The organism is Myxococcus llanfairpwllgwyngyllgogerychwyrndrobwllllantysiliogogogochensis, assembly GCF_006636215.1.
In the GTDB taxonomy this organism is placed as follows: Bacteria; Myxococcota; Myxococcia; order Myxococcales; family Myxococcaceae; genus Myxococcus; species Myxococcus llanfairpwllgwyngyllgogerychwyrndrobwllllantysiliogogogochensis.
In genome coordinates this window covers 1-20683 of the sequence record NZ_VIFM01000204.1, presented here as the reverse complement: position 1 = coordinate 20683, position 20683 = coordinate 1, and the positions used below count along the sequence as shown (strand labels likewise).

The following is a 20683-nucleotide window of genomic DNA, read 5'->3' as shown; positions in this document are numbered from 1 at the left end:
GTGTGTCGTCCACTGCGTGGTGCTCCCCGCCGCGGGCACGAGCCCGAGCACGGCGGGGAGCACCACGCAGTGGACGACACACAGCGCGGAGAGCAGCTGCCCCACCCCATCCCAACGCGAGGGCGCGGCGAGACTTCGTTCCAAGGAGCTCAACAGGACACCTTCTCCAACGGGCGGAAATCAGGAGGCACCGGGAACGGAGCCTCGGTCGTGTGGACCAGTCGCAGGATGCGGCCACGCCCGTCGACATACGTCCGCGCGCGCCGCAGCTCCGGCAGGTGCGCGTCCGCGTCACGCCACCGGTCGAGGAAGGAATTGAAGTCCTGCACCGCCAGGACCCTGTCTCCCAGGGCCGCCCGCGCCTCGGCCAGGAGCAGACGGAAGTGACCGCAACCCGGTCGCTCAACCACCAGGGCCCGGGCCAGCTCCAGCGCCTTCTCCTCGCGCTCACCGCGCAGCCGGGCTCTCGCCAGCGTCTCTCGCGCGGGGCGGGAGAACGGCGCGGGCCCCGACGCGCGAAGCCGGCGCTCCATGCGCCACGCTCGAATCAATGTGGCCTCCGCGCGGCCTCCATCTCCCCGCCGTGCCTCCAGCGAGCCACGCAGCTCGTTCTCCGCCACCTCCAGCACCCGCGCGACATCGCGAGGGCACAGCGCGCGTCCCTCCGAGCGACGCACCTCGGACAGCGATGGCTGCAACTGCTCGAGCGCCACGCATGCACGCTCCACGTCCGACAGCCGTCCCCCATCCAGCGCGTTGATGCCCCGCGTATACAGTCGGACACCGTCGCGAAGGACACGCTCGGCGGTGGTGAGCTCGCCGGCGAACTCCAACTGCACATCCGCCGCCGCTCGACAGAATCCGAAGCGCAGGTGCGTGGCCACCAGCGTGGTCGCCGCGAACAGCAGCGCCTGCGGCTCGCCTCCGGCCGACTCCACGCGCTGACGCAGCCGCCGCGCCCACGTCTGCGCGTCGCTGTACTGCCCCGCTTCCGCGCAGCCCTGGCTCAGCAGCCGCATGGCCAGCTCCGCGCAGGGCGCGAAGACAGCGGGCAGCGACTCCCTCGCGAGGTACACGTCATCCGCCTCCACCGCGGCCTCCAGCACGCGGTAGGCGGCGTCCGTCTCGCCCAGCCGGCCCAGCAGTCGTCCCGAGGCCAGCAGCGCGAAGCTGGCTCCGGGCGCGAGCTTCGGCAGCCGCAGCGCGCTCTCTCGTGCCGCTTCGGGCCGGGCGCTCGGGAGCATGGTGCAGACCCAGGCGAAGTGGACGCCGGAGTGGTCGGGGTTCGTGCGCAGCAGCTCGCGCAGCATCACCTGCGCATAGGGCTGCCCCTGGCCGGGACGCCCATCCGGCTCGTAGCCATCCGCCAGGAAGCCGGCCAGCAACAGCCGCGCCTCGGAGTCCTCCGGATAGCGGTCGACCAGGCTCTCCATCTCCCGCACGAAGGCGTGGCGCCCGTTCGACGGTCCCTTCTCCGCGAGCAGGCTGGCCGCGACGATGTAGCGCTGTTCGACATCCGGCAGCCCTTCGCTCAACGCGAGCGCTCGGGCCATCGCGTCGGCCCGGGCAGCGGCGAAGCGCGCTCCAGCCCCCCGCGTCAGCGCCAGGCCCCACCACGCCATGGCCAGCTCCGGGTCCAGCCGGGCCGCCTCCGCGAAGGAGCGACGCGCCTCCGGGCCCCAGCCCAGGTGCAGCAGGCTCAAGCCCTGGTCGAAGTAGGCCTGCGCCAGCGGCACGCGCGTGCTCACCTTCAGGTGAGATGTGCCCAGCCCCTCGCGAAGCGGCGGTCGAGGAAGCGCCTCATCCCCGACGTCCTCCCAGGCGGCCTGGACGTAGACGGATGGCTCATCGTTGCGAAGCAGTCGCGACAGCATGATGTCCTCCCAGTGCCCCGGAAGCCGAGGCGCCACAGGCGTTGAAACCCAAATCCAGTGAGCGGATGCGCGTGCCGAGCCGCCACCACGCGGCTGCCAGCGTCTCCGGTGGAACAGCGGGCGCCTTGCGCCGAGCCGCCACACAGACGCGCCTCCATTCGAGTCCCACTTCCCGGGTCACCCAGTCTTCGTGCCCGGCGAACCACTCGGCGAGCCCCGCCAGACTCCGACGGACCTCGCGTCGCTCCTCCACGGTGGCGGGAGCGCGCCACGTGCCCAGCTCACAGGCCCGGTACGTCGGACCCGACGGGGCACGCTCCAGCCAGCGAGGGGTGAAGCCGTCCCGTGGGACGAAGACGGCCTGACCGCACTCGCACAACGCGCCGAAGCCCCACAGCGACAGACGACCTCCATCCGGCAACGCGACGGAGTACGCGCTTTGACCTTCCACCCCCTCGGGCCGCGCGTGGCGGACGAGGCCGCGACGCATGAGGAGGTTGCCCTCCGGGCAGAGCACGTCCTGCCCGAGACACCACAAGGTGACGTCGAACAACCGGTCCGCGTCCCGAAGGACGTCGTGAGGAAGAATCGGTAGGGCTTCGGCGATGGACATGCGGGCCTTTCGACTCAGCTCGCGGACTTCTTCGCGGGGCCGGAGCGAACGGCGACCTCGCCAAACAGGGCCTTGGGGTCCACGGCGCCGCTCCCCTTCTTCGAGAGCACCGCGTTGATGGCCCGCACCAGCTTGCCGCGTACCCGGCGCGGCAGCGGCTGGTCCGCGAGCGCCGCCTGGAGCTGCTGCCCGCTCACGCCCCTGCCACTCTTCGGCTTGGCGAGCGACAGCTCCGTGTAGCTCTTGCCCTGCGTGTCCTTGTTGCGCCGCTTGTCGGAGCGCTTGCGCTTGAGCGTGCGGTCCGTTTCGGCCTGGGCCTCCAGCTGGCGCGACAGGCGCAGCAGCGTGTCGGAGGCAATCTGCTTCTCGGTCAGGAACTGCTGAAAGGCTCCCATGGTCTTCGTCTCCAGGAGGGGCCGGCACGAGGCCGGCCCCGGATTCGGGGTGAAGCGCCGGGGCACCCGCCCCGGGCTCGCGGCTAGTGCTCGTGGCCCTCGTGCGACGCCTCCTCGATGACGAGGTTGACGGACGCCGCGGACGTGGGGCCGAAGGTGAAGGTGTGCGTGCCGACCGTCAGCGGGACGACGTGCCGTCCCTTGATTTCGGTGCACGTCTCAGAGCTATTGGTGCTCTCCTCGATTGCCACCGCCGCGCCGCTGCCGTTGGTGATGGAAACGGGGACGTCCGCGCTGGTGTAGAGGACGTAGTCCGTGGCTTCCGACGCGGCGAACGTGACGGAGCCCGTGCGGCCGCCCGAGCCATCCACCAGGGTGATGTCGTAGCGGCGGTGGTCGTTGGCCACCAGCGGAGGCGTACCCGTGGTGGTGGCGAGGATGGGGACGGCGGGACCCTCGCGCAGGTGCTCGCACCCCTCGACGTCAACGGACTCCTCGGGCTCCTCGTCGTCGCCGCAGGCGGCGGACAGGAGCGCGGTGGACATCAGGAGGGCGGCCAGAAGCTTCTTGTTCATGTGTGTAGCTCCACGTGGATGGACAGCAGGTCCCCAGCCACCAACGCCGCCACGGACCCCACCGGTGAAGGCGGAGCCAGAACGGACACCGGAGGCGGGGTGGGAATCGCGCGGGACACGCGCGACACGGGGGGCGAGAGCGTGCACGCAGGGGAAACGGGCCATCCGGCGGCGCGTCGCGCGACCGCTGACGCACGGCTCCATTTCCTGGAACCGGACGTCAGTCAGTGGCCACGGACCGCGGCCTTCTCACGGCGTGACTGTGCCGGGAGCGAGGGACGCGTACCCTGGGTGATGGCTCAGGCGCGAGGCGGAGAGGCCTTGGGGGCCAGATGCAGCCGGGCGACAGGCTCCGCATGGAAGCGGAACACCGCCAGCGCCGGTGCGGAACGGGTGGGCACCCGGGTGAGGACGGGGCTGCCCTCCACCGGAGGCGGGGCCTCCCGGCGGATCAACGTGTGAAGACAGTGCGCCTCGGCGCCATGGCCCGGAGGAGCATCCTCACGGGAGGCGAGCCGGACGTCGTCGAAGGACTCCTCGACGACAGGCGCCAGGTGCGAGCCGCCCTCCTCCACGTGGACCACTTCCCCATGCTCCAGACACGTCGCGTGCTGGACCAGGGCGAAGTGCAGCACGTTCCCCATGTACGCCAGCGCACACACGGCCACGAGCGGCAGCGCCAGCAGGCGCGACCGGGCGAGACATGAAGGCGTTGGGCGAAGAGAGCGGCTCACGTGAAGGGATTTCCGGCGGTAAACGCAATGCGGTTGTAAGCCAGACGGAGCGCGCGTGCAAGTCATACGGAATCACACACATCACTCCGTGCCCCCGCACGCGGCGCGTGTCTCCACCGACGTCACACGAGGGCGTGGAGCCTCCGGCCGGCGAACGGGCGGGCCGCTGAGTCGGGGCACCACCGCGTCCAGGGGACTCGCGCCGATGGACGGTGGGCCCCTCCAAGAATAGGTTCGCCGGCTCCCGGGCTCGTCCCGGGCAAGCCGAGGGACAGAAATACCCGTGCAAGAGCTCATCGACGTGCTGCGACACCAGGCACGCCACTTCGCGCCCGAGCTGTCACAGCTCGCATACAAGCGGGGTCTGGCGGTGACGCAGCTGGACGGCACCACCCGCCCCATCCCCATCACCGCGACGCCCGTCATCCTCGACGCCGCGGAGATCCGCCGTCGCGCGGAGCTGTCCGCGCGCCTGTCCTCCGCCACGGTGAAGATGGCACGCGCCACGCTCGAGGGGCCCGACGCCCAGGAGCTGCTGGGCGCCCTGTCCCCGCTCGAGCGAACGCTCGCCGAGCGCACGTGGCGGCAGTCCGCGCGACTGGCCACCACCCGCGTGGACTACTTCGTGTCGGGCGGGAAACCCTGGGCGCTGGAGGTCAACGCGACCATCCCAGCCATGCAGGGCTATTCGGACATCGCGGCCCGCTCGTTCATCGAGGTGGTGGCCCGGCACTTCCGCTATCCGGAGAAGGCCCTCGCCTCGCTGCTGGCCCTCAACGGCAGCAACGCGCTGGCGCTGTACCGAGCCCTGCTGGACGGCTACGCGGCCGAGCGCCCCGGGAAGTTCCCGGACACGGTGGCCCTGCTGTGTCGCCGCAACGACGCGCAGATCTCCGAGCTGCGCTGGCTGTGTGAGCGCTTCCGCGAGATGGGCGCGGACGCGGACCTGGTGCACCCGGACGAGGTCTCCGGCGACGACGCCTTCGAGGTGCGCGGCAAGAAGTACGACCTCGTCTATCGCCACCTCTTCGTGCGGCGGCTGGAGCAGACACCGTCCCCGTGGGTGGAGGACTTCCTGGGCACGGTGCCCGGCAAGAAGGCCGTGTTCCTCAACCCTCCCGCCTCGCAGGTGGAGGTGAAGTCCACCTTCGCGCGGCTGTCCCAGGCGCTCGCGGAGCCCGCGCTCGCCGAGGCCGCGGGCCTCACCGCCGAGGAGCTGGAGGCCGTGCGCACCTCGGTTCCCTGGACGCGCATCTTCAAGGCCGGCCCCGCCTCGGGCCCGGACGGAGGGCGACTGGACGACCTGGTCGCCGAGGTGGCGAGGACGCCCGCTCGCTTCGTGCTCAAGCGGGCCTGGGACTATGGCGGCAAGGCCGTCTTCATCGGTCGCTCGGTGGGCACGGTGCCCTACACGGAGCGCGTGACGGCCGCGTATGGCGAGCTGCTGGGCTGGCCGGAGCTGTGCGCCCGCGCCGCGGCGGACCCAACGGGCGGCGGCTTCGTGGTGCAGGAAATCGTGGACTCTCCCCCGGAGGACCACCTGCTCTGCGAGCCGAACGGTACGGTGTTCCCCGCATCGTTCTTCGTGGACTACTCGGCGTACGCCTCCGTGGGGTTGGAGAAGCAGCCTGCCTGGGGGGGCGTGTGTCGGGGCTCCCTGGCGGAAATCGTGAATATCGTGGGCGGCGGCGGCGTGCTGCCACTCATCACCACCGAGGTCGCCTCGAAGCTTTTGCTCGCGTGGAAGGCGATTTAAGGGAAGCGTCCTACGGGGTCCGCGCACGCCCCGGGTGAAGACGCTATAAGCAGTGGCGCCGCCGGGCTGAAGCTCCGGCGCGAAAGGATACGGTTCATGGCCTGGGAAACTTCCGGATGGCAGACGGCCGAGAGCGACTCGGTCAACTCCGTGCTGGTGCAGGAGTCGAAGCGCGCGTTCATGACGCGCGTGCATGGGTGGATGTTCGCGGGGCTGCTCGTCACCGGCGTGATGGCCATGGCGACGCTGAGCAACGAGGCGCTTTTGCGCACGGTCATCAACTGGCGCCTGGGATTGTTCGGCGTGCAGCTTGTCGCGGTGCTCGGGCTGTCGTTTCTCGCGCCGCGCCTGTCGGGCCCGGTCGCCGCGGCGCTGTTCCTCGGCTACTCCGCGCTCACGGGGATGACCCTCTCCGTCATCTTCCTCATCTACACGGCGGGCAGCATCGCCCAGGCGTTCTTCCTGACAGCAGGCGTCTACGGCGCCATGGCCATCTACGGCACCGTCACGAAGAAGGACCTCAGCGCGTGGGGCACCTTCCTCTTCATGGGCCTCATCGGCGTGGTGCTGGCGGGCGTCGTCAACATCTTCGTCCGCAGTGACATGGTGTCCTTCGTCGGCGCCTGCGCGGCCGTGCTCGTCTTCTCCGGCCTGACGGCGTACGACACCCAGAAGCTGCGGGAGATGCACGCCAACACCGGCTACAGCAGCGCCGCCACGGTGAGCATCGTCGGCGCGCTGACGCTGTACCTGGACTTCATCAACCTGTTCCTCGCCATCCTCCGACTGCTCGGTCGCCGTCGGTAGTCGGCCAGTCAACAGTTTCAGCCTTACGTAGCGGCGGCGCGTTCCCACCCGGGTCGCGTCGCCGCTTTTCGTTTTCGAGCGTTGACCCGATTTCCGGCCTTCTTTCCTCCATCCATGGGCACAGGAGGAAACCCGCAATGTTCAGGCCCCTCGCGTCATCACTCGTCGTGCTGTCCCTGCTGTCCGCCAGTCTGGCGTCAGCGCACGGCTCCATGGAGGTCCCCCTCAGTCGCGTCTACAGCTGCTTCAAGGAAGGTCCGGAGTCGCCCAAGTCCGCGGCGTGCAAGGCCGCCATCCAGGCCGGTGGCACGCAGGCGCTCTACGACTGGAACGGCGTGCGACAGGGCGCGGCCAACGGCCGGCACCGCGAGCTCATCGCGGACGGCAAGCTGTGCAGCGCCGCCAACGAGAGCCACAAGGGCCTGGACCTGGCGCGCACGGACTGGCCCGCGACGCTCATCGCCCCGGACTCCAGCAACCGCTTCGAGTTCGTCTTCCACGCGACGGCGCTGCACGCGACGTCCTACTTCCATCTCTACGTCACGAAGGAAGGCTACAACCCGGCGCTGCCGCTGAAGTGGTCCGACCTGGAAGCCACCCCCTTCTGCACGCTGACGGGGAACGCCCTGCAGTCGAACAACCGCTACCACTTCACGTGCCCCTTCCCGCAGGGCCGCACGGGGCAGCACGTCATCTATGCCATCTGGCAGCGCTCCGACAGCCCGGAGGCCTTCTACTCCTGCAGCGACGTGAAGTTCAGCAACACGCCGCCGCCGCCCACGTCGTGGAAGGAGCTGGGCGCGGTGCAGGCCCGCGAGGACCTGCCGGCCCGGAGCAAGGTGACGCTGCGCCTGTTCAACAGCAGCGGGGGTGACGCGGAGACGCACCCGCTCCAGCTCGACTCGGCCACGCCCGCGGCCACGTGGATGTACCTGCTGGCCCAGAGGGTGAACGCCAGCTCCAGTCGCGTGCAGGTGGGCGAGCTGCAATCCACGGGCGTCGTCAACCCCGTCAACAGCGCCACCGGAAACCGCGTCTACTCGCGCGAGGCGAGCGACACCTTCCAGCTCGATATCGAGAAGCCCACGGGCGGTGGCGGAGACCCCGCCCAGTACACGTACCCGAATGGCATCTCCAACTACGTGGCGGGAACGCTCGTCCAGGGCACGAACGGGAGCATCTACCGCTGCAAGCCCTTCCCCTACTCCGGCTGGTGCCAGGGCTCGGCGCCGTACTACGCCCCGGGCACCGGCAGCCACTGGGGCGACGCGTGGGAGTTCGTGCGCTGAAGCGGACGTCCGCTGTCACGACGTGAGCCCGCACGCGGGCCTCGACACACCCGAGGGCGGGGAGCCGACAGTCGTCAGCTCTCCGCCTTCTCCTTGCGCGCGAAGGGCATCACCAGCCGCGCCACGGGGCGGCCCTGCATCAGGTGCTCCTCGACGATTTCGGGCACGTCCTCCACCTTCACTCCGCCGTACCAGGTGCCCTCCGGGTAGACGACCACGGAGACGCCAAAGGAGCAGGTGTCGAGGCACCCGGCCGCGTTGGCGCGCATCCGTCCCTTCACCCCGCGCTTGTCGAGCTCCGCCTTGAAGGCCGCGCGCACCTCCTCCGCGCCCTTGGAGGCGCAACAGCCCTTGGGATTCCCATCCGGGCGGCGGTTGGTGCAGACGAAGACGTGGCTCTGGAACGGAGGAGGCATGAGCGCCTCCTAACGCGCTGGTTCCCCGAAATCGACCCCCACCTGTCCGCCGGACAACGGACCGAACAGGCGGGCAGATGACGAATCGGGACGTCGCCCCTAGCCAGCTACAGGGATGATGCACAGACTTTCAGCAAACGTCCCCCAGTGATCACGCTCGTTTGCATCGGAGTGACGCTACATGCCTCGCCAGCTGTTATCAGCAAACGTAGAGTCCCCCTTGACTTGGCGCGGAAAAGGCCCCGAATCTGCCCCTCCTGGCTGGTCGTGCTACAGGCCGCTACGCCTTTCCCCCGCACCGAGGCTCTCCGGCGGAGCCACATTTAGTAGTGTGTGCGACATTTCCCAGCACTACTAGTGGGGTCAGTGCTGTTCTTGATCAGCCGCCCCCAAACGCGTATTGATCCGGCCGCCTGGCCAGCGGCCAGGCAATCTCCCCATCTGCGGTCCGGGGCTCGAGCCCCGCCACGAAACACTTCGCGAGTCCACTCCGGAGTCGTCCACGGCTGTCCGCGTGACGTCCCTGGAACCTTCGGAATCTCGCGCCCTTAGCGTTTCGCAAAATTTTGCATCACAACCCAGAGTGTATTTGGAGGGTGGCGACATGGAGAAGGAGCTGAGTGCGAAGCCCCTGGTGAGCGGGAAGGAGCGGCGGGCGAGTCGCGGCAAGGCGAAGGTCGCCGCGACGGGGCTGAGCGTGGAGCGCTACTTCACGACGCCTGGAGTGGACCCGGCGGACGAGCTGGCGTGGGAGTACCGCAGCGCGAGCATCACCGGGGAGGACGGCAAGGCGGTCTTCGAGCAGAAGAACATCGAGGTCCCCCGCTCCTGGTCGATGCTGGCGACGAACGTGGTGGCGTCGAAGTATTTCCGGGGCACGCCGGGGACGGATGATCGTGAGACGAGCGTGCGCAAGCTGGTGGCGCGCGTGGTGGACACCCTGTCCCGCTGGGGCGTGGAGGGGGGTTACTTCTCCGCCGAGACGGACCGCGAGACGTTCCACGCGGAGCTGACGCACCTGCTCTTGCGGCAGAAGGCCTCGTTCAACTCGCCGGTCTGGTTCAACGTGGGCGTGGAGGCGCAGCCGCAGTGCTCGGCGTGTTTCATCAACAGCGTGGATGACTCCATGGAGTCCATCCTCACGCTGGCGCGCACGGAGGGCATGCTCTTCAAGTACGGCAGTGGCACGGGCAGCAACCTGTCCACCATCCGGGGCAGCAAGGAGCTCCTGGCGGGCGGCGGCACCGCGTCCGGGCCGGTGTCGTTCATGCGCGGCTTCGACGCCTTCGCCGGCGTCATCAAGAGCGGCGGCAAGACGCGGCGCGCGGCGAAGATGGTCATCCTCAACGCGGACCATCCGGACGTGCTCGAGTTCATCCGGTGCAAGTCGAACGAGGAGAAGAAGGCCTGGGCGCTCATCGAGGCCGGGTATGACCCGTCGTTCAACGGCGAGGCGTACGCGTCGGTGTTCTTCCAGAACTCGAACAACTCGGTGCGCGTCACCGACGACTTCATGAAGGCCGTGGTGGCGGACGGGCCGTGGCAGACGCGCACGGTGCGCGATGGCCAGCCGCTGGAGACCTTCCGGGCAAGGGACCTGTTCCGCGAAATCGCCGAGGCCGCGCACCTGTGCGGCGACCCGGGGATGCAGTTCGACACGACGGTGAACCACTGGCACACGTGCGCGGGCACGGCGCGAATCAACGCGTCCAACCCGTGCTCGGAGTACATGTTCCTGGACGATTCGGCGTGCAACCTGGCATCGCTGAACCTGATGCACTTCCGCGACATCGCCGGCGACTTCGACGTGCCCGCCTTCAAGCACGCGGTGGACGTGCTCCTCCTGGCGCAGGAGATCATCGTCGGCTTCTCGCGCTACCCCACCGAGCGCATCGGCAAGAACAGCCACGACTACCGGCCGCTGGGGCTGGGCTTCGCGAACCTGGGCGCGCTGCTGATGGCGTCGGGCCTGCCGTATGACTCCGACGCGGGTCGCAACTACGCGTCCGCCATCACCTCGCTGATGTGCGGCGAGGCGTACGCGATGAGCGCGCGCATGGCGGAGAAGCAGGGTCCGTTCGCTGGCTACGCGAAGAACGCGGAGCCGATGCTGGGCGTCATCCGCAAGCACCGCAAGGCGGCGTACAACGTCCCCTCGCAAGGCGTGACGGCGGAGCTGCACGCGGCGCAGAAGGCGGCGTGGGACGTGGCGCTGGCGCTCGGCGAGCTGCACGGCTTCCGCAACAGCCAGGTGACGGTGCTGGCGCCCACGGGGACCATCGGCTTCATGATGGACTGCGACACCACGGGCATCGAGCCCGACATCGCGCTCATCAAGTACAAGAAGCTGGTGGGCGGCGGGATGCTGAAGATTGTCAACCAGACGGTGCCGCAGGCGCTGGAGAAGCTGGGTTATCCGCAGACGCAGGCCCAGGACATCATCAGCGCCCTGGACAAGGCGGACACGATTGAAGGCGCACCGCATCTGAAGTCCGAGCACCTGGCGGTGTTCGACTGCGCGTTCAAGCCGGCGAAGGGCTCGCGCAGCATCCACTGGATGGGCCACATCCAGATGATGGAGGCGTGCCAGCCGTTCCTCTCCGGAGCCATCTCCAAGACGGTGAACATGCCGTCGGACTCGACGGTGGAGGACATCGAGAAGGCCTACATGGAGTCGTGGAAGCGCGGCCTGAAGGCGGTGGCCGTCTACCGCGACGGGTGCAAGCGCACGCAGCCGTTGAACACGTCGAAGGAGACGGTGAAGGACACGCGCAAGGCCCCGGTGGCCGCCGTCGTCGAGCCCGCGGTGAAGCCCGAGCCTCGCGCGGTGCGGCGCCGGCTGCCTGACGAGCGGCGCTCCATCACCCACAAGTTCTCCATCGGCGGCCATGAGGGTTACCTCACGGTGGGCATGTACGAGGACGGAACGCCGGGTGAGCTGTTCATCGTCATGGCGAAGGAGGGCTCGGTGGTCAGCGGGCTGATGGACAGCTTCGCGACCAGCATCTCCCTGGCGCTCCAGTACGGCGTCCCGCTGAAGGTGATGGTGGACAAGCTGAGCCACACGCGCTTCGAGCCGAGCGGCTTCACGGGCAACCCCGCCATCCCCATCGCCAAGTCCATCACCGACTACATCTTCCGGTGGCTGGAGCTGAAGTTCCTGCCGAACGAGGACGCGGTCGAGGACGCCATCCTCGCCCCAGCGGACGCGCCGGCGACGCAGCCCGCCCTGCCCGCGCAGGTGACGTCGCTGTCGCTCCCCGCGCAGAACACTCGCGCGACGTGGCTCAACCAGGCGGACGCCCCGCCCTGCCACACCTGCGGCGCCATCATGGTGCGCAGCGGCGCTTGCTATAAGTGCGGCAACTGCGGAGCCACCAGCGGCTGCAGCTGAAGCCACCGGACACGGACTTCCGTGAAGGACGACAAGGGCTCCGGAACCATGCGTTCCGGGGCCCTTGCCATGTGCGGCGTCCCGCGCGGGCGTCAGTCCCGGGTCAGCGTGACATCGTCCACCTGGATATAGGTGTCCGTGCCGGACGCCCACAGGCCCGCGAACAGCTCCACCGAGTGGTTGGCGCCCGAGTCGAAGCTCACCGAGAGCTGCGTGTAGCCCGACAACGGTTGGGTGTAGTGGACCTCGGAGAGGATGGGGCCGCCCCTCGGCAGGCGGGCACCGAAGTAGCCGTCGTTGTGCGCGCCGGACGTGCGCACCCAGCCCTTCAGCGTGTAGCGCGTGTGGGGCGTCACGGCGGCTTCCTGTTTGATGGCGTGCCAGCCCTGCGTGCCCCGGGCCCAGGCGTTGTTGGCGCCCGTCCGCGCGAAGCCCGCGCCCCGGTCGATTCCGGCGTTGCCGTCCGCGTACCAGGGCGACGTCGCGCTCGCGGACGCCTGCTGCTCGAAGCCCGCGTGCGCCACCAGGTTGGTGCCCCGCTTGAGGCTCACGTCATCGAGTTGCAGCCAGGTGTCTTCTGTCGCCCACAGTCCTCCGTAGACCTCGACGATGGCGTTCGGGCCGGAGTTGAAGGTGACGACCTGCTCCGTGTACGCCGGCAACGAGGCGAAGGCGCGCTCACCGAGGATGGGGCCATTGCCGGGGCCGCGTGCTCCGAAGTAGCCCGTCGTGTTGTTCGCCGACGTGCGGACCCAACCCCGGAGCGTGTAGTCGGTGTGCGGCTGGACGACGACGCTCTGCTTCAGCGCGTTCCAACCGGAGTCGTAGCGCACGAAGCCGTTGTCCTGCCCGGTGCGCGCCTGACCGACGTTGCGGTCCACGCCGGCATTGCCCACCGGGTACCAGGGCGCCGTCACGGGGGTAGCGGACTGGGACTCGAAGCCGGGCTCGGAGAGGAGGTTGTCTCCGTCCGCGTCCGCCACGAGCGTCGCTCGCATCAGGAACGTGTTGTACGGCGTCCACTGGGACATGACGAAGTAGAGGCTCGTCGCCGTGCTGCCCCACGGGTGGATGAACGCGTTGTAGAGGCCCGGGAACTGACTGCCGAGGGCGAGGATCTTCTCACCGCTCCACGGCCCCACAGGCGTTCCCGCGTCCCGCATGACGGCTGCCTGCCGGTGCTCGTTCAGGTACGTCATGAGGAACCGGCCGAGCGCCGCGTTGTACGAGACGGACAGCTCTCCCGCGATGCCGATGGCAACGGGTTGGGATGCGGCCTGGGACACAGCCCAGCCGTTGCCGTCCCAGTAACGGTAGGCGTTGATATCCAGGAGCGCGCCCTCGGGCACTCGGGCGAGGTGGACGTTGCCGTAGCGTCCGTTCGGCGTGCCGTACAGGTAGACGAACCCACCATTCTTGACGAGCGCGGCCATCTGGAAGTTGTTCGTCCAGGAGGCGTTGTTCCACCAGCGCGCGTTCGCGTGCTTCACCCACGTCTGTCCGTTGTCGTCCGAGTACGCGAGGCCCGAGTAGTTCGTGTACCACCGGCCCGCTTCGCCCCAGTGGTGGATGGACATGTAGTGGATGAAGTGGCGCGAGCCCACCGTGACGCCCGCCGTGGGGATGACTGTGATTTCGTCGTTGTTGACCTTCTTCGAGGGGAGGACCTCCTTCGCGTGCCGGGCGTAGTCCTGGACCATCGAGGAGAAGGTGAGCCCATCCGCGAGATTCGTATCGGACGAGCGCGCGAGGACATTGCTCCGCCAGCCCGTCCCACACCCGCCATTGCCACACCACCCCGCGCCAAACGTGTCACCGAAGAGGACGAAGACCTCTCCCCCACCCTTGTCCCAGACAATGCCGAGGTCCGTCCCATACACCTCGTGATTCGCGTGGGTCTGATTGGGATTGGGGAGGAATTCACCGGCGGGAGTGGCCCCCGTCACCCGGGAGACCTTCGTCACGCCTGTCGGAGTCACGGCTCCGGCGGCGCCCGTGTACATCCAGGCAAGGATCCATACGGCTCGGTGCAACGACGACCACTCCCAGGGCTGCTCGCGACTCATCGTGCGTCTCCGCCTCTCTGGTTCGTCTCGATGCGTTCAGGACATCCGTGCCGGGGGAACACAAGCCCACCGACCCGGCCGGCGCATCCAACCACAGACAGACGGACAGACAGGCCATGGCGACCACGCCTCGGCGCACGGATGAACGCTTCGTCAGGTGTGGAGCATCGAGGGAGCGCGAGGCCCGTGGACGACGGACCTCGCGCTGCACCGCGGCGTGGCTCAGTCCGCGCGGGACGCGGGGAGACGGTCGTAGACCTCCGACGCCTTGGCGGACACGCGCGACAGCTCATCGAGCGTCGTGGATGCCACGGGCGTTCCACCCGAGTCCGCGATGACGAAGGCCACGGGACGGCCGCGGGCGCGAATCGGCACGACGAGCAGACGCGACGACGGGCCGCCGAGCGCGGTGAAGATGGCCTCGTCTTGAGGACAGGTGGGAGTGTCGAAGCTGCTGGGCCCGAGCTGCTCCAGCGCGGACATCAGGAGCGACGGTGCTTCCAGGTCCACCTTGAGCGCGGAGACTTGAGGACTGTCGCATCCGGGCCCCCACGCATGTCCGACGCGCACGAGCCCGAAGCTCTCCCCCAACAGGAAGGCCCGCTGGAAACGTCCGGCGCAGTACGCGAGCAGCACCTTGCCGAGCACGCCCTGCGTCCCCACGTCCTCCAGCGCCGTGAGCACCTGCTCCGCCGACACCGCGGGCCCCTCGCTCCCAGGAGCCACGGGGGCATCGGTCGCGGCCAGGAGCGCCCTCAGTGCTTCCGACTGTTCACGCGCCTGGGGCTGCCAGGGCTGCTGAATGAAGTCCCAGGCGGAGGCGAGAGGCAGCTCACTCGCAGGCGCAGCTCGCTGCACCGTGCCGTCGAGGTCCACCGCGCGGTCCTCCCATGTGTTCTCCGCGACATGACCGATGGTGCCGTTGCCCTCGGAGCCCTGCCACCCCACGAACTCCCAGGTCGAGGCGAGCTGCATGGGTGCGTCATCCGTGGCGGGCAGGTCATCGAGTTCGATGGGCGCGCGCCGCGTCACCGCGGGCTTGGGGGGCTCCAGGGCTGCGGGCTCCGCGTTCGCCGCGCGGACCGCGTCCAGCGAGACCACGGTGCCCTCGGGGGACAGACTGGCCTCTCCCGAGGCCGCATCGTGGGACTCTCCCGTGGCGGCTCGTGCGGACTTGAAGTCGCCCACGGACGAGAGTGGCTCGGGGGCGTCGAACGTGACAGCCGCAGCCGGGGCGGGTTCGCCCGACGCCTGCTTGGACTCGGTGGCGGTGCTGGAATCAGGGAGGTTCGAGGCCGCTGCCTCGGGCTCCGTGACCGCACGCTGTGGAGAGACGTTGCCAGCCGGGAGTTCGCTCGCGGAATCACTTGTCCCGGTGACATCGCGCTGAGTCGTGGGCTCGACGCGGGTGGACTGCTCGCCGTGCGACGCGAGCAAGGCACCGGCGGCCTCCAGTTCGAGCGACTCGCCGGCATCCTCATCACCTGCGAGGCTTTTCGGCTGAATGGAGTCATCCGAGGTGGCGGGCCCGCGCGGGTCTGCGTCGCTCGGTCGCGACCTTACGAGCTTCCAGGGCTCGCCTTCGCTCGTGTGCCCTGTGCCTTGCGACTCCGCCGTGGAATCCGCTGAACTGGCGGGAAGTGCGCTGTGCGTTGACGCGATTCCGGTATGAGCCGCCTCTTCGCTGGCGTCCAGGTAGGCGACGGACGTCGACTCCGAGGCGCCGGTGGGCGGCACGAACAGCGTGGATGGCTCCGTGCTGGATGAGGCCGACTCGCTCGACGCGTCACTTGGCAGGTCGGCGGATGCCGAGATTCGAAGCCCTGTTTGGGGCGACCCATCGCCTGGGTCCACCAGGGTTTGTGGAGTGGCCTCCGCGACCTCTTCGCTTCCTGGCGTTGAGTGGACTGGCGTCGGGTCGGTGGAAGTGCTCGAGGACGGAGCCTCGGATGCGGCGACGTCGGACGCTTGGGCGAGCGACGTCTCGAATGAAACGCGCTCGCTGGACTCCCCCATGGCCGAGCGGAACTCGACCGTCGTCACGGCCTGGACTGGAGTCTCTTTGCTCGAAGCGACCCCTGGCGTGCTGGGCTCGGACTCCGCCGACTTGGGCGCAGCCTCTTCGATTGCGCCCCCTGTCGCCGTGCTGGCGGTAACCGTTCCGACTTCGGGGACATCATCATCGCGGGTTGCGAACGAGGACTTTGCTCCCTCGAACAGAACGAGGCCACTCGATGTCTGTGACTCGGACGTCACGACTTCGGTTGAGGTTTCCTCGGTCGCGCGAGTGGCCCGTGTTGGGACAGCAAGCGAGTGGACCTCTTCGAGCATGCTCGACGGCCCATGTTCACCCTGCCCGACCTCAATCGATGCGTGTACCGATGCGGCTGACTCAACGCCGTGGGCTTCGCCCTGAGTGACCTCGGGAAAATGCGGCGCCACTGAGCGGTCCAAGCCGAGGGCATCGCTTGCGACAAGCGCGGGCGCGTCCGAGACAGGCGCAAAGTCGGGCACCATGACTTCGAGCGACCCCACCGTCGACGCGCTCGGCTCGGATGCAAGCACTGCTTGGTTGTCTGCGTTCGGACCGATCAACTCGGATGCAGTGGCTCCGTGCACCACCGCTGCCGATGCACCTGACTCGGACGGAAGTCCTGGCGGCGCGGATGCGGTCGAGTCTTCCGTTGCGAGATCAATGCCTCTGTGCAGCGTCTCCGTCGACTCCGGTGCGATGCCATCGTGCACGCTCACCGACACGGGCACATCAGCCGAGACCTCGGCAGCAGTGCCTTCACGCGCCGCAAACACGGGTGCAGCGGTATCGCCCCCAGCTTCTTCGCTCGCGATGCTCCACGACGTGGGCGGCTCCGTCACCGCACCGAACGCACTTCCTTCGTGCGCGGCATTCACGGGTGCAACGACTTCGAATGAGGAACCTTTGCTCGCGATGCTCCACGACGTGGGCGCATCCGTCACCGCATCAGGGGCACTTCCTTCGTGCGCGCGCTCTATCGATGCAGAGAGAGCGAATGCACGGTCCTCGCTCGGTTGCCCCCACGACTCGGGCACATCTGACAACGACTCCGACGCAGGCACTTCGCGCGCGTCAGCGCCCCCTGCGCTCGCGGAAGCAGGTGCGGGCAGCCCGACCAATCCATCGATCGCGCGAGGGGTGATTCCCGGTGCGGCGTCCGAGACCGACGAAACAGACTCCGTCGCCGGACGCGTTGAATCTGCCCACTCGACTTCGAGCGGAGCCGGCTGACCGGGAGACACCTCAATGACAGCGTCGACTCCATGCGGAGACGTTGGCGTCGCGCTCGGCAGATCCAACTGTGCAGAGCCACCTCCCTCGAAGGGCGCCATTCCCTTCGGTGCCATACCCGGCGGCTGAGGCCCTGTGCTTCCCGGCGGTGTGGACCGCACCAGTCCGGGTGATTGTGGCGACTCCGCCAACGAAGGCTGCACGCCCCCCGACGGGATCGCGACGTGCGCGTGAGATGGAACTCCAGGCTGCGGCGGACGCGCCATTCCAGGCGGCGGACCCACGGGGCCACTCGCCACCGAAGCCGGTCGCCCTCCCGCGGCCACATTCAGGCCCGGAGGAACCACTCCCTGTGGACCAGGGGCCGACGGAAGGCCCGTCCCTGATGGCGGCCTCGCGCCTGCCACTCCATGAGGCACGGTGCCCGGAGGACCCGATACGGCGGGCATCCCTGCGCTCGAAGCCCGTGTGCCTGCTGCCATACCCGGCGGAATCGCGCCCTGCGATCCTGTTCCCGCTGGCATGCCCGGCAGCACCGCACCATGCGGCCCTGAACTCGCTGACATGCCCTGCGGAATCGCGCCCTGCGCTCCTGCTCCTGCCGGCATGCCCTGCGGCACTGATCCTGCGGCCAGGCCCTGCGGAATCGCGCCCTGCGACACGGCTCCCGCTGACATGCCCGGTGACACCGCACTCGGCGGCACTGCTCCCGCTGCCATGCCCGGTGGCATCGCCCCCGGCGGCACTGCTCCCGCTGTCTGGCCCAGTGGCACCGCGCCCGGCGGCGCTGCTCCCGCTGCCAGGCCCGGGGGCACCACACCCGGCGGCGCTGCTCCTGCTGCCATGCCCAGCGGCACCGCACCCGGCGGCACCGCGCCCGCTGCCATGCCCGGCGGCACCGCGCCCGCTGCCATGCCCGGCGGCACCGCGCCCGGCGGCCCTGAGACGGGCCGCGCACCCACGCCGCCCATCCCTGGGGGAACGGCCCCCTGCGCTCCGGGCACCGTAGGCATTCCCGTCCTCGATGGGGGGCGTGCCCCCATCATCCCGGGAGGAACGGTGCCTTGTGATCCTGGCGGCGGGGGGGCACTCGGGCCGGCGCTCTGCGGTCCCTGCGCGGATGGCATGCCCGTATTCGACGGAGGCCGTGCCCCCATCATCCCCGGCGGAATCGGCGCACCTTGCGGGCCTGCGGGAACACTCGTCCCCGGTGGCGGCCGTGCTCCCGCCATCCCTGGCGGAACCGATCCTTGGGGTCCAGCACCTGAACCACCAGGACCTTGCGGCCCCTGTATCGATGGCGTTCCCGTGCTCGACGGAGGCCGTGCTCCCGCCATCCCTGGCGGAACCGCTCCTTGTGATCCCGGCGCCAGAGGGGCACTCGGGCCCGCAACGCCCTGCGGTCCCTGCGCTGACGGCATGCCTGTACTCGACGGAGGCCGTGTCCCCATCATCCCAGGGGGAACAGGGCCTTGAGGTCCCGCACCCATGGGGCTGCTCGCGACAACAACGCCCGGCGGGCCCTGCACCGACGGCAGGCCCGTACCCGACGGAGGCCGTGCCCCCATCATCCCCGGCGGAACCGCGCCAGGTACCGAAGGGACAACACCCGCGCTCGATGGAGGCCGTGCCCCCGTCATCCCCGGCGGAACCGCGCCTTGCGGCCCCGGCACCGAGGGAACACCGGCACTCGAGGGCCTCGTGCTCGCCATTCCGGCAGGCACCGGTCCCGCGACAGAAGGAGTCCCCGTGGACGAAGGCGGGCGCACGCCCAGAGGCCCCATTCCCTGTCCTCCGGGAACCGGAGCCATTCCCGCTCCCGGAGAGGGCCTCGCACCCGGCGCTCCCGCGACAACCTGCCCCGCGCCTTGCGGAATCGAGGGCAGGCCCGTCCCCGAAGGAGGCCGTCCACCCGGAGCGACCATCCCAGGAGGCACCGCCAGCTCGGCGAATGGTCCGGGCCCCGCTGGCCGCGCGGCCCCCGCATTCCCGGGAGCACCCGAAGGAGCCACCCCACCCGTCGGCACCGGAGACTGAACTCCAGGTCCGCTCTGCAACCCTACCGACGACGCGTCACCCATGCTCGGCCGCATCGATACTGCCTGTGGCCCCATCGACGACGCTTCACTCGCGCCCCGAACCACCGCGCCTCCAGGCGCAGCCGGCGGCCCCATCGTCGACGCCTCACTCGCGCCCGGCCGAACCGCCACGGCTCCAGGCGCGGCCGGCGGCCCCACCACGGACGCGGGCGGCCTCGCCCCCGCGCCTCCTGGGGCGCCAGCACCCGGCGCCCGGTTCAACCCAGGCGGCTGATGCGGAGACCACTGCCCTCCCGAGTGTCGCGAGACCATGCCGGGCGGCTGCGCGGCAATCCCTCCCTGCCCCTCCGCCACGACACCTCGCTCACCCTGCCCCGCGAACACCGGCGGTCTCGGCGCGGGAGGATCCACCACCTCCTCCATGACGCCCTCGAGCACCTCCTCGGTGTCCACGAGCTCCAGTTCCTCGGTGGGGTCGATCTCCTCCGCCGCCTCGAACTCTTCCTCCGGCTCAATCTCCTCCGCCGCCTCCAGCTCCAGCGGAGCCACGGGCGGAGACAGCCGCGGCGGCGCAGCGGGCGAGAGTCGGGGCGGCCCATCCATCCGGTTCCCCCCTTGAGCCACCGCCACGGGAGCGAGCTGCGGTGGACCCGAGGGTGCCAGCATCGGAGGCCCTGCCTCGGCCCGAGCGCTTCCTCGAAGCTCCATCGCGTCGCCGGAAATCCCGGCCCCGGAAGCGCTCGACGCACTCCACTCCACGTCCTCCGCCGCCACGTCCTCGGCGTCGTCGCTCAGGAACTGTCCGGGCGCCAGCCCCCCGAATATCCCCTCCGTGCCCGGCTCCGCACGCACGGGCGCTGGAGGCGGAGCCACCTCGGGCAGCGGAACCATCACCCCTCGCCCCGGTGCCGGAGCCACCGCGCCCCGAGGCTGCGCCGCGCGCCTGGCCGTGGCCATGCTCATGGAGCGCGAATCGCGACGGATGCCGTAGCGCTGCGCCTGGTAGTGGAACAGCCGCAGTTCCGGAGTGATGTGCGGAAGGATTCGCAGGCCCGTGATGAACCCGAGCGCATCCGTGTGCTGGATTTCAAAGGGGCTCGCCATCGCCACCTTCAACCGGCGCCCTTCCTGGGCCAGTGGGAAGGCCAGGTGCTTCTCCGCCAGCGCCGCCGGCAGCAACCTCAACGTCGCGTCGGTGACGACCTCGAAGTCGGCCTCCTGGGCCACCGGGTAGCGCGTCTGCTCCCCCAGGACCATCGCCACCGTGTCGATGTCCAGCAAGTCCAGCTCGATGAGGATGGACCCCAACCGCCCACCGTAGATGAGCTGGGCCTTCAGGGCCTCGTCGAGCTGCGCCTGCGTGAGGAGGCCCTTACGGACCAGGATCGCTCCGAGCTTTTCCGCCATGCCCTTCGGAGTCTAGACGGCTTCGCCTCCCCTCGGGGCCGGCTCCCCGCCCC

General features: G+C 69.3%; 13 protein-coding genes and 1 pseudogene. 4 read left to right on the top strand and 10 right to left on the bottom strand.

The window, feature by feature from the left end; all coding sequences use genetic code 11:
• The 6 genes from FJV41_RS55025 to FJV41_RS35550 all read right to left on the bottom strand — a co-directional run.
• Positions 1 to 105, bottom strand: a 105-nt coding sequence (locus FJV41_RS55025; RefSeq protein WP_368773777.1) for a MerC family mercury resistance protein, incomplete at its 3' end; no start/stop codon positions are given.
• A gap of 44 nt (positions 106 to 149) precedes the next feature.
• On the bottom strand, positions 150 to 1874 hold the full coding sequence (locus tag FJV41_RS35570) for a hypothetical protein (RefSeq protein WP_141647055.1): 1725 nt from the start codon (positions 1872 to 1874) through the stop codon (positions 150 to 152).
• Entirely contained in the window at positions 1846 to 2487 is a 642-nt protein-coding gene (locus FJV41_RS35565; protein ID WP_141647054.1) for a hypothetical protein, read from the bottom strand. The genes FJV41_RS35570 and FJV41_RS35565 overlap by 29 nt, the downstream gene beginning before the upstream one ends.
• Positions 2488 to 2501: 14 nt before the next feature.
• Positions 2502 to 2882 carry a hypothetical protein gene (locus tag FJV41_RS35560; RefSeq protein ID WP_141647053.1) on the bottom strand — a complete coding sequence of 127 codons (381 nt, stop codon included), beginning with the start codon at positions 2880 to 2882 and terminating at the stop codon, positions 2502 to 2504.
• Between the two features lie 83 nt (positions 2883 to 2965).
• Entirely contained in the window at positions 2966 to 3457 is a 492-nt protein-coding gene (locus FJV41_RS35555; RefSeq protein WP_141647052.1) for a hypothetical protein, read from the bottom strand.
• 299 nt (positions 3458 to 3756) lie between these two features.
• Positions 3757 to 4191, bottom strand: a complete 435-nt coding sequence (locus FJV41_RS35550; protein ID WP_141647051.1) for a hypothetical protein — start codon at positions 4189 to 4191, stop codon at positions 3757 to 3759.
• Positions 4192 to 4474: 283 nt separating this feature from the next.
• On the opposite strand from FJV41_RS35550, the gene FJV41_RS35545 reads away from it, so the two are divergent.
• The 3 genes from FJV41_RS35545 (at position 4475) to FJV41_RS35535 (ending at position 8043) form a co-directional block, all read left to right on the top strand.
• Positions 4475 to 5947 (top strand): hypothetical protein, encoded by a 1473-nt coding sequence (locus FJV41_RS35545; protein WP_141647050.1) that lies wholly within the window; start codon positions 4475 to 4477, stop codon positions 5945 to 5947.
• A 96-nt stretch (positions 5948 to 6043) separates the two neighbouring features.
• A complete protein-coding gene (locus FJV41_RS35540; RefSeq protein WP_141647049.1) occupies positions 6044 to 6754 on the top strand; it encodes a Bax inhibitor-1/YccA family protein in 711 nt (236 codons plus the stop codon).
• Between the two features lie 137 nt (positions 6755 to 6891).
• Positions 6892 to 8043 carry a lytic polysaccharide monooxygenase gene (locus FJV41_RS35535; RefSeq protein WP_141647048.1) on the top strand — a complete coding sequence of 384 codons (1152 nt, stop codon included), beginning with the start codon at positions 6892 to 6894 and terminating at the stop codon, positions 8041 to 8043.
• A 74-nt stretch (positions 8044 to 8117) separates the two neighbouring features.
• Here FJV41_RS35535 and FJV41_RS35530 read toward each other — a convergent pair whose 3' ends face one another.
• Positions 8118 to 8459 carry a (2Fe-2S) ferredoxin domain-containing protein gene (locus FJV41_RS35530; protein ID WP_141647047.1) on the bottom strand — a complete coding sequence of 114 codons (342 nt, stop codon included), beginning with the start codon at positions 8457 to 8459 and terminating at the stop codon, positions 8118 to 8120.
• 604 nt (positions 8460 to 9063) lie between these two features.
• On the opposite strand from FJV41_RS35530, the gene FJV41_RS35525 reads away from it, so the two are divergent.
• Positions 9064 to 11853, top strand: coding sequence for a vitamin B12-dependent ribonucleotide reductase (locus FJV41_RS35525; RefSeq protein ID WP_141647046.1), 2790 nt, complete (start codon positions 9064 to 9066; stop codon positions 11851 to 11853).
• A gap of 92 nt (positions 11854 to 11945) precedes the next feature.
• On the opposite strand, the gene FJV41_RS35520 is transcribed toward FJV41_RS35525, so the two are convergent.
• The 3 genes and pseudogenes from FJV41_RS35520 to FJV41_RS56995 form a co-directional block, all read right to left on the bottom strand.
• Positions 11946 to 13919 carry a glycoside hydrolase family 183 protein gene (locus FJV41_RS35520; RefSeq protein ID WP_141647045.1) on the bottom strand — a complete coding sequence of 658 codons (1974 nt, stop codon included), beginning with the start codon at positions 13917 to 13919 and terminating at the stop codon, positions 11946 to 11948.
• Between the two features lie 222 nt (positions 13920 to 14141).
• Positions 14142 to 15356 carry a general secretion pathway protein GspE gene (locus tag FJV41_RS54110; RefSeq protein WP_246137622.1) on the bottom strand — a complete coding sequence of 405 codons (1215 nt, stop codon included), beginning with the start codon at positions 15354 to 15356 and terminating at the stop codon, positions 14142 to 14144.
• A gap of 4905 nt (positions 15357 to 20261) precedes the next feature.
• Positions 20262 to 20630 (bottom strand): annotated as a pseudogene (locus FJV41_RS56995) (cyclic di-GMP-binding domain-containing protein, MshE-related); the annotation flags it as partial.
• Positions 20631 to 20683: the final 53 nt, after the last annotated feature.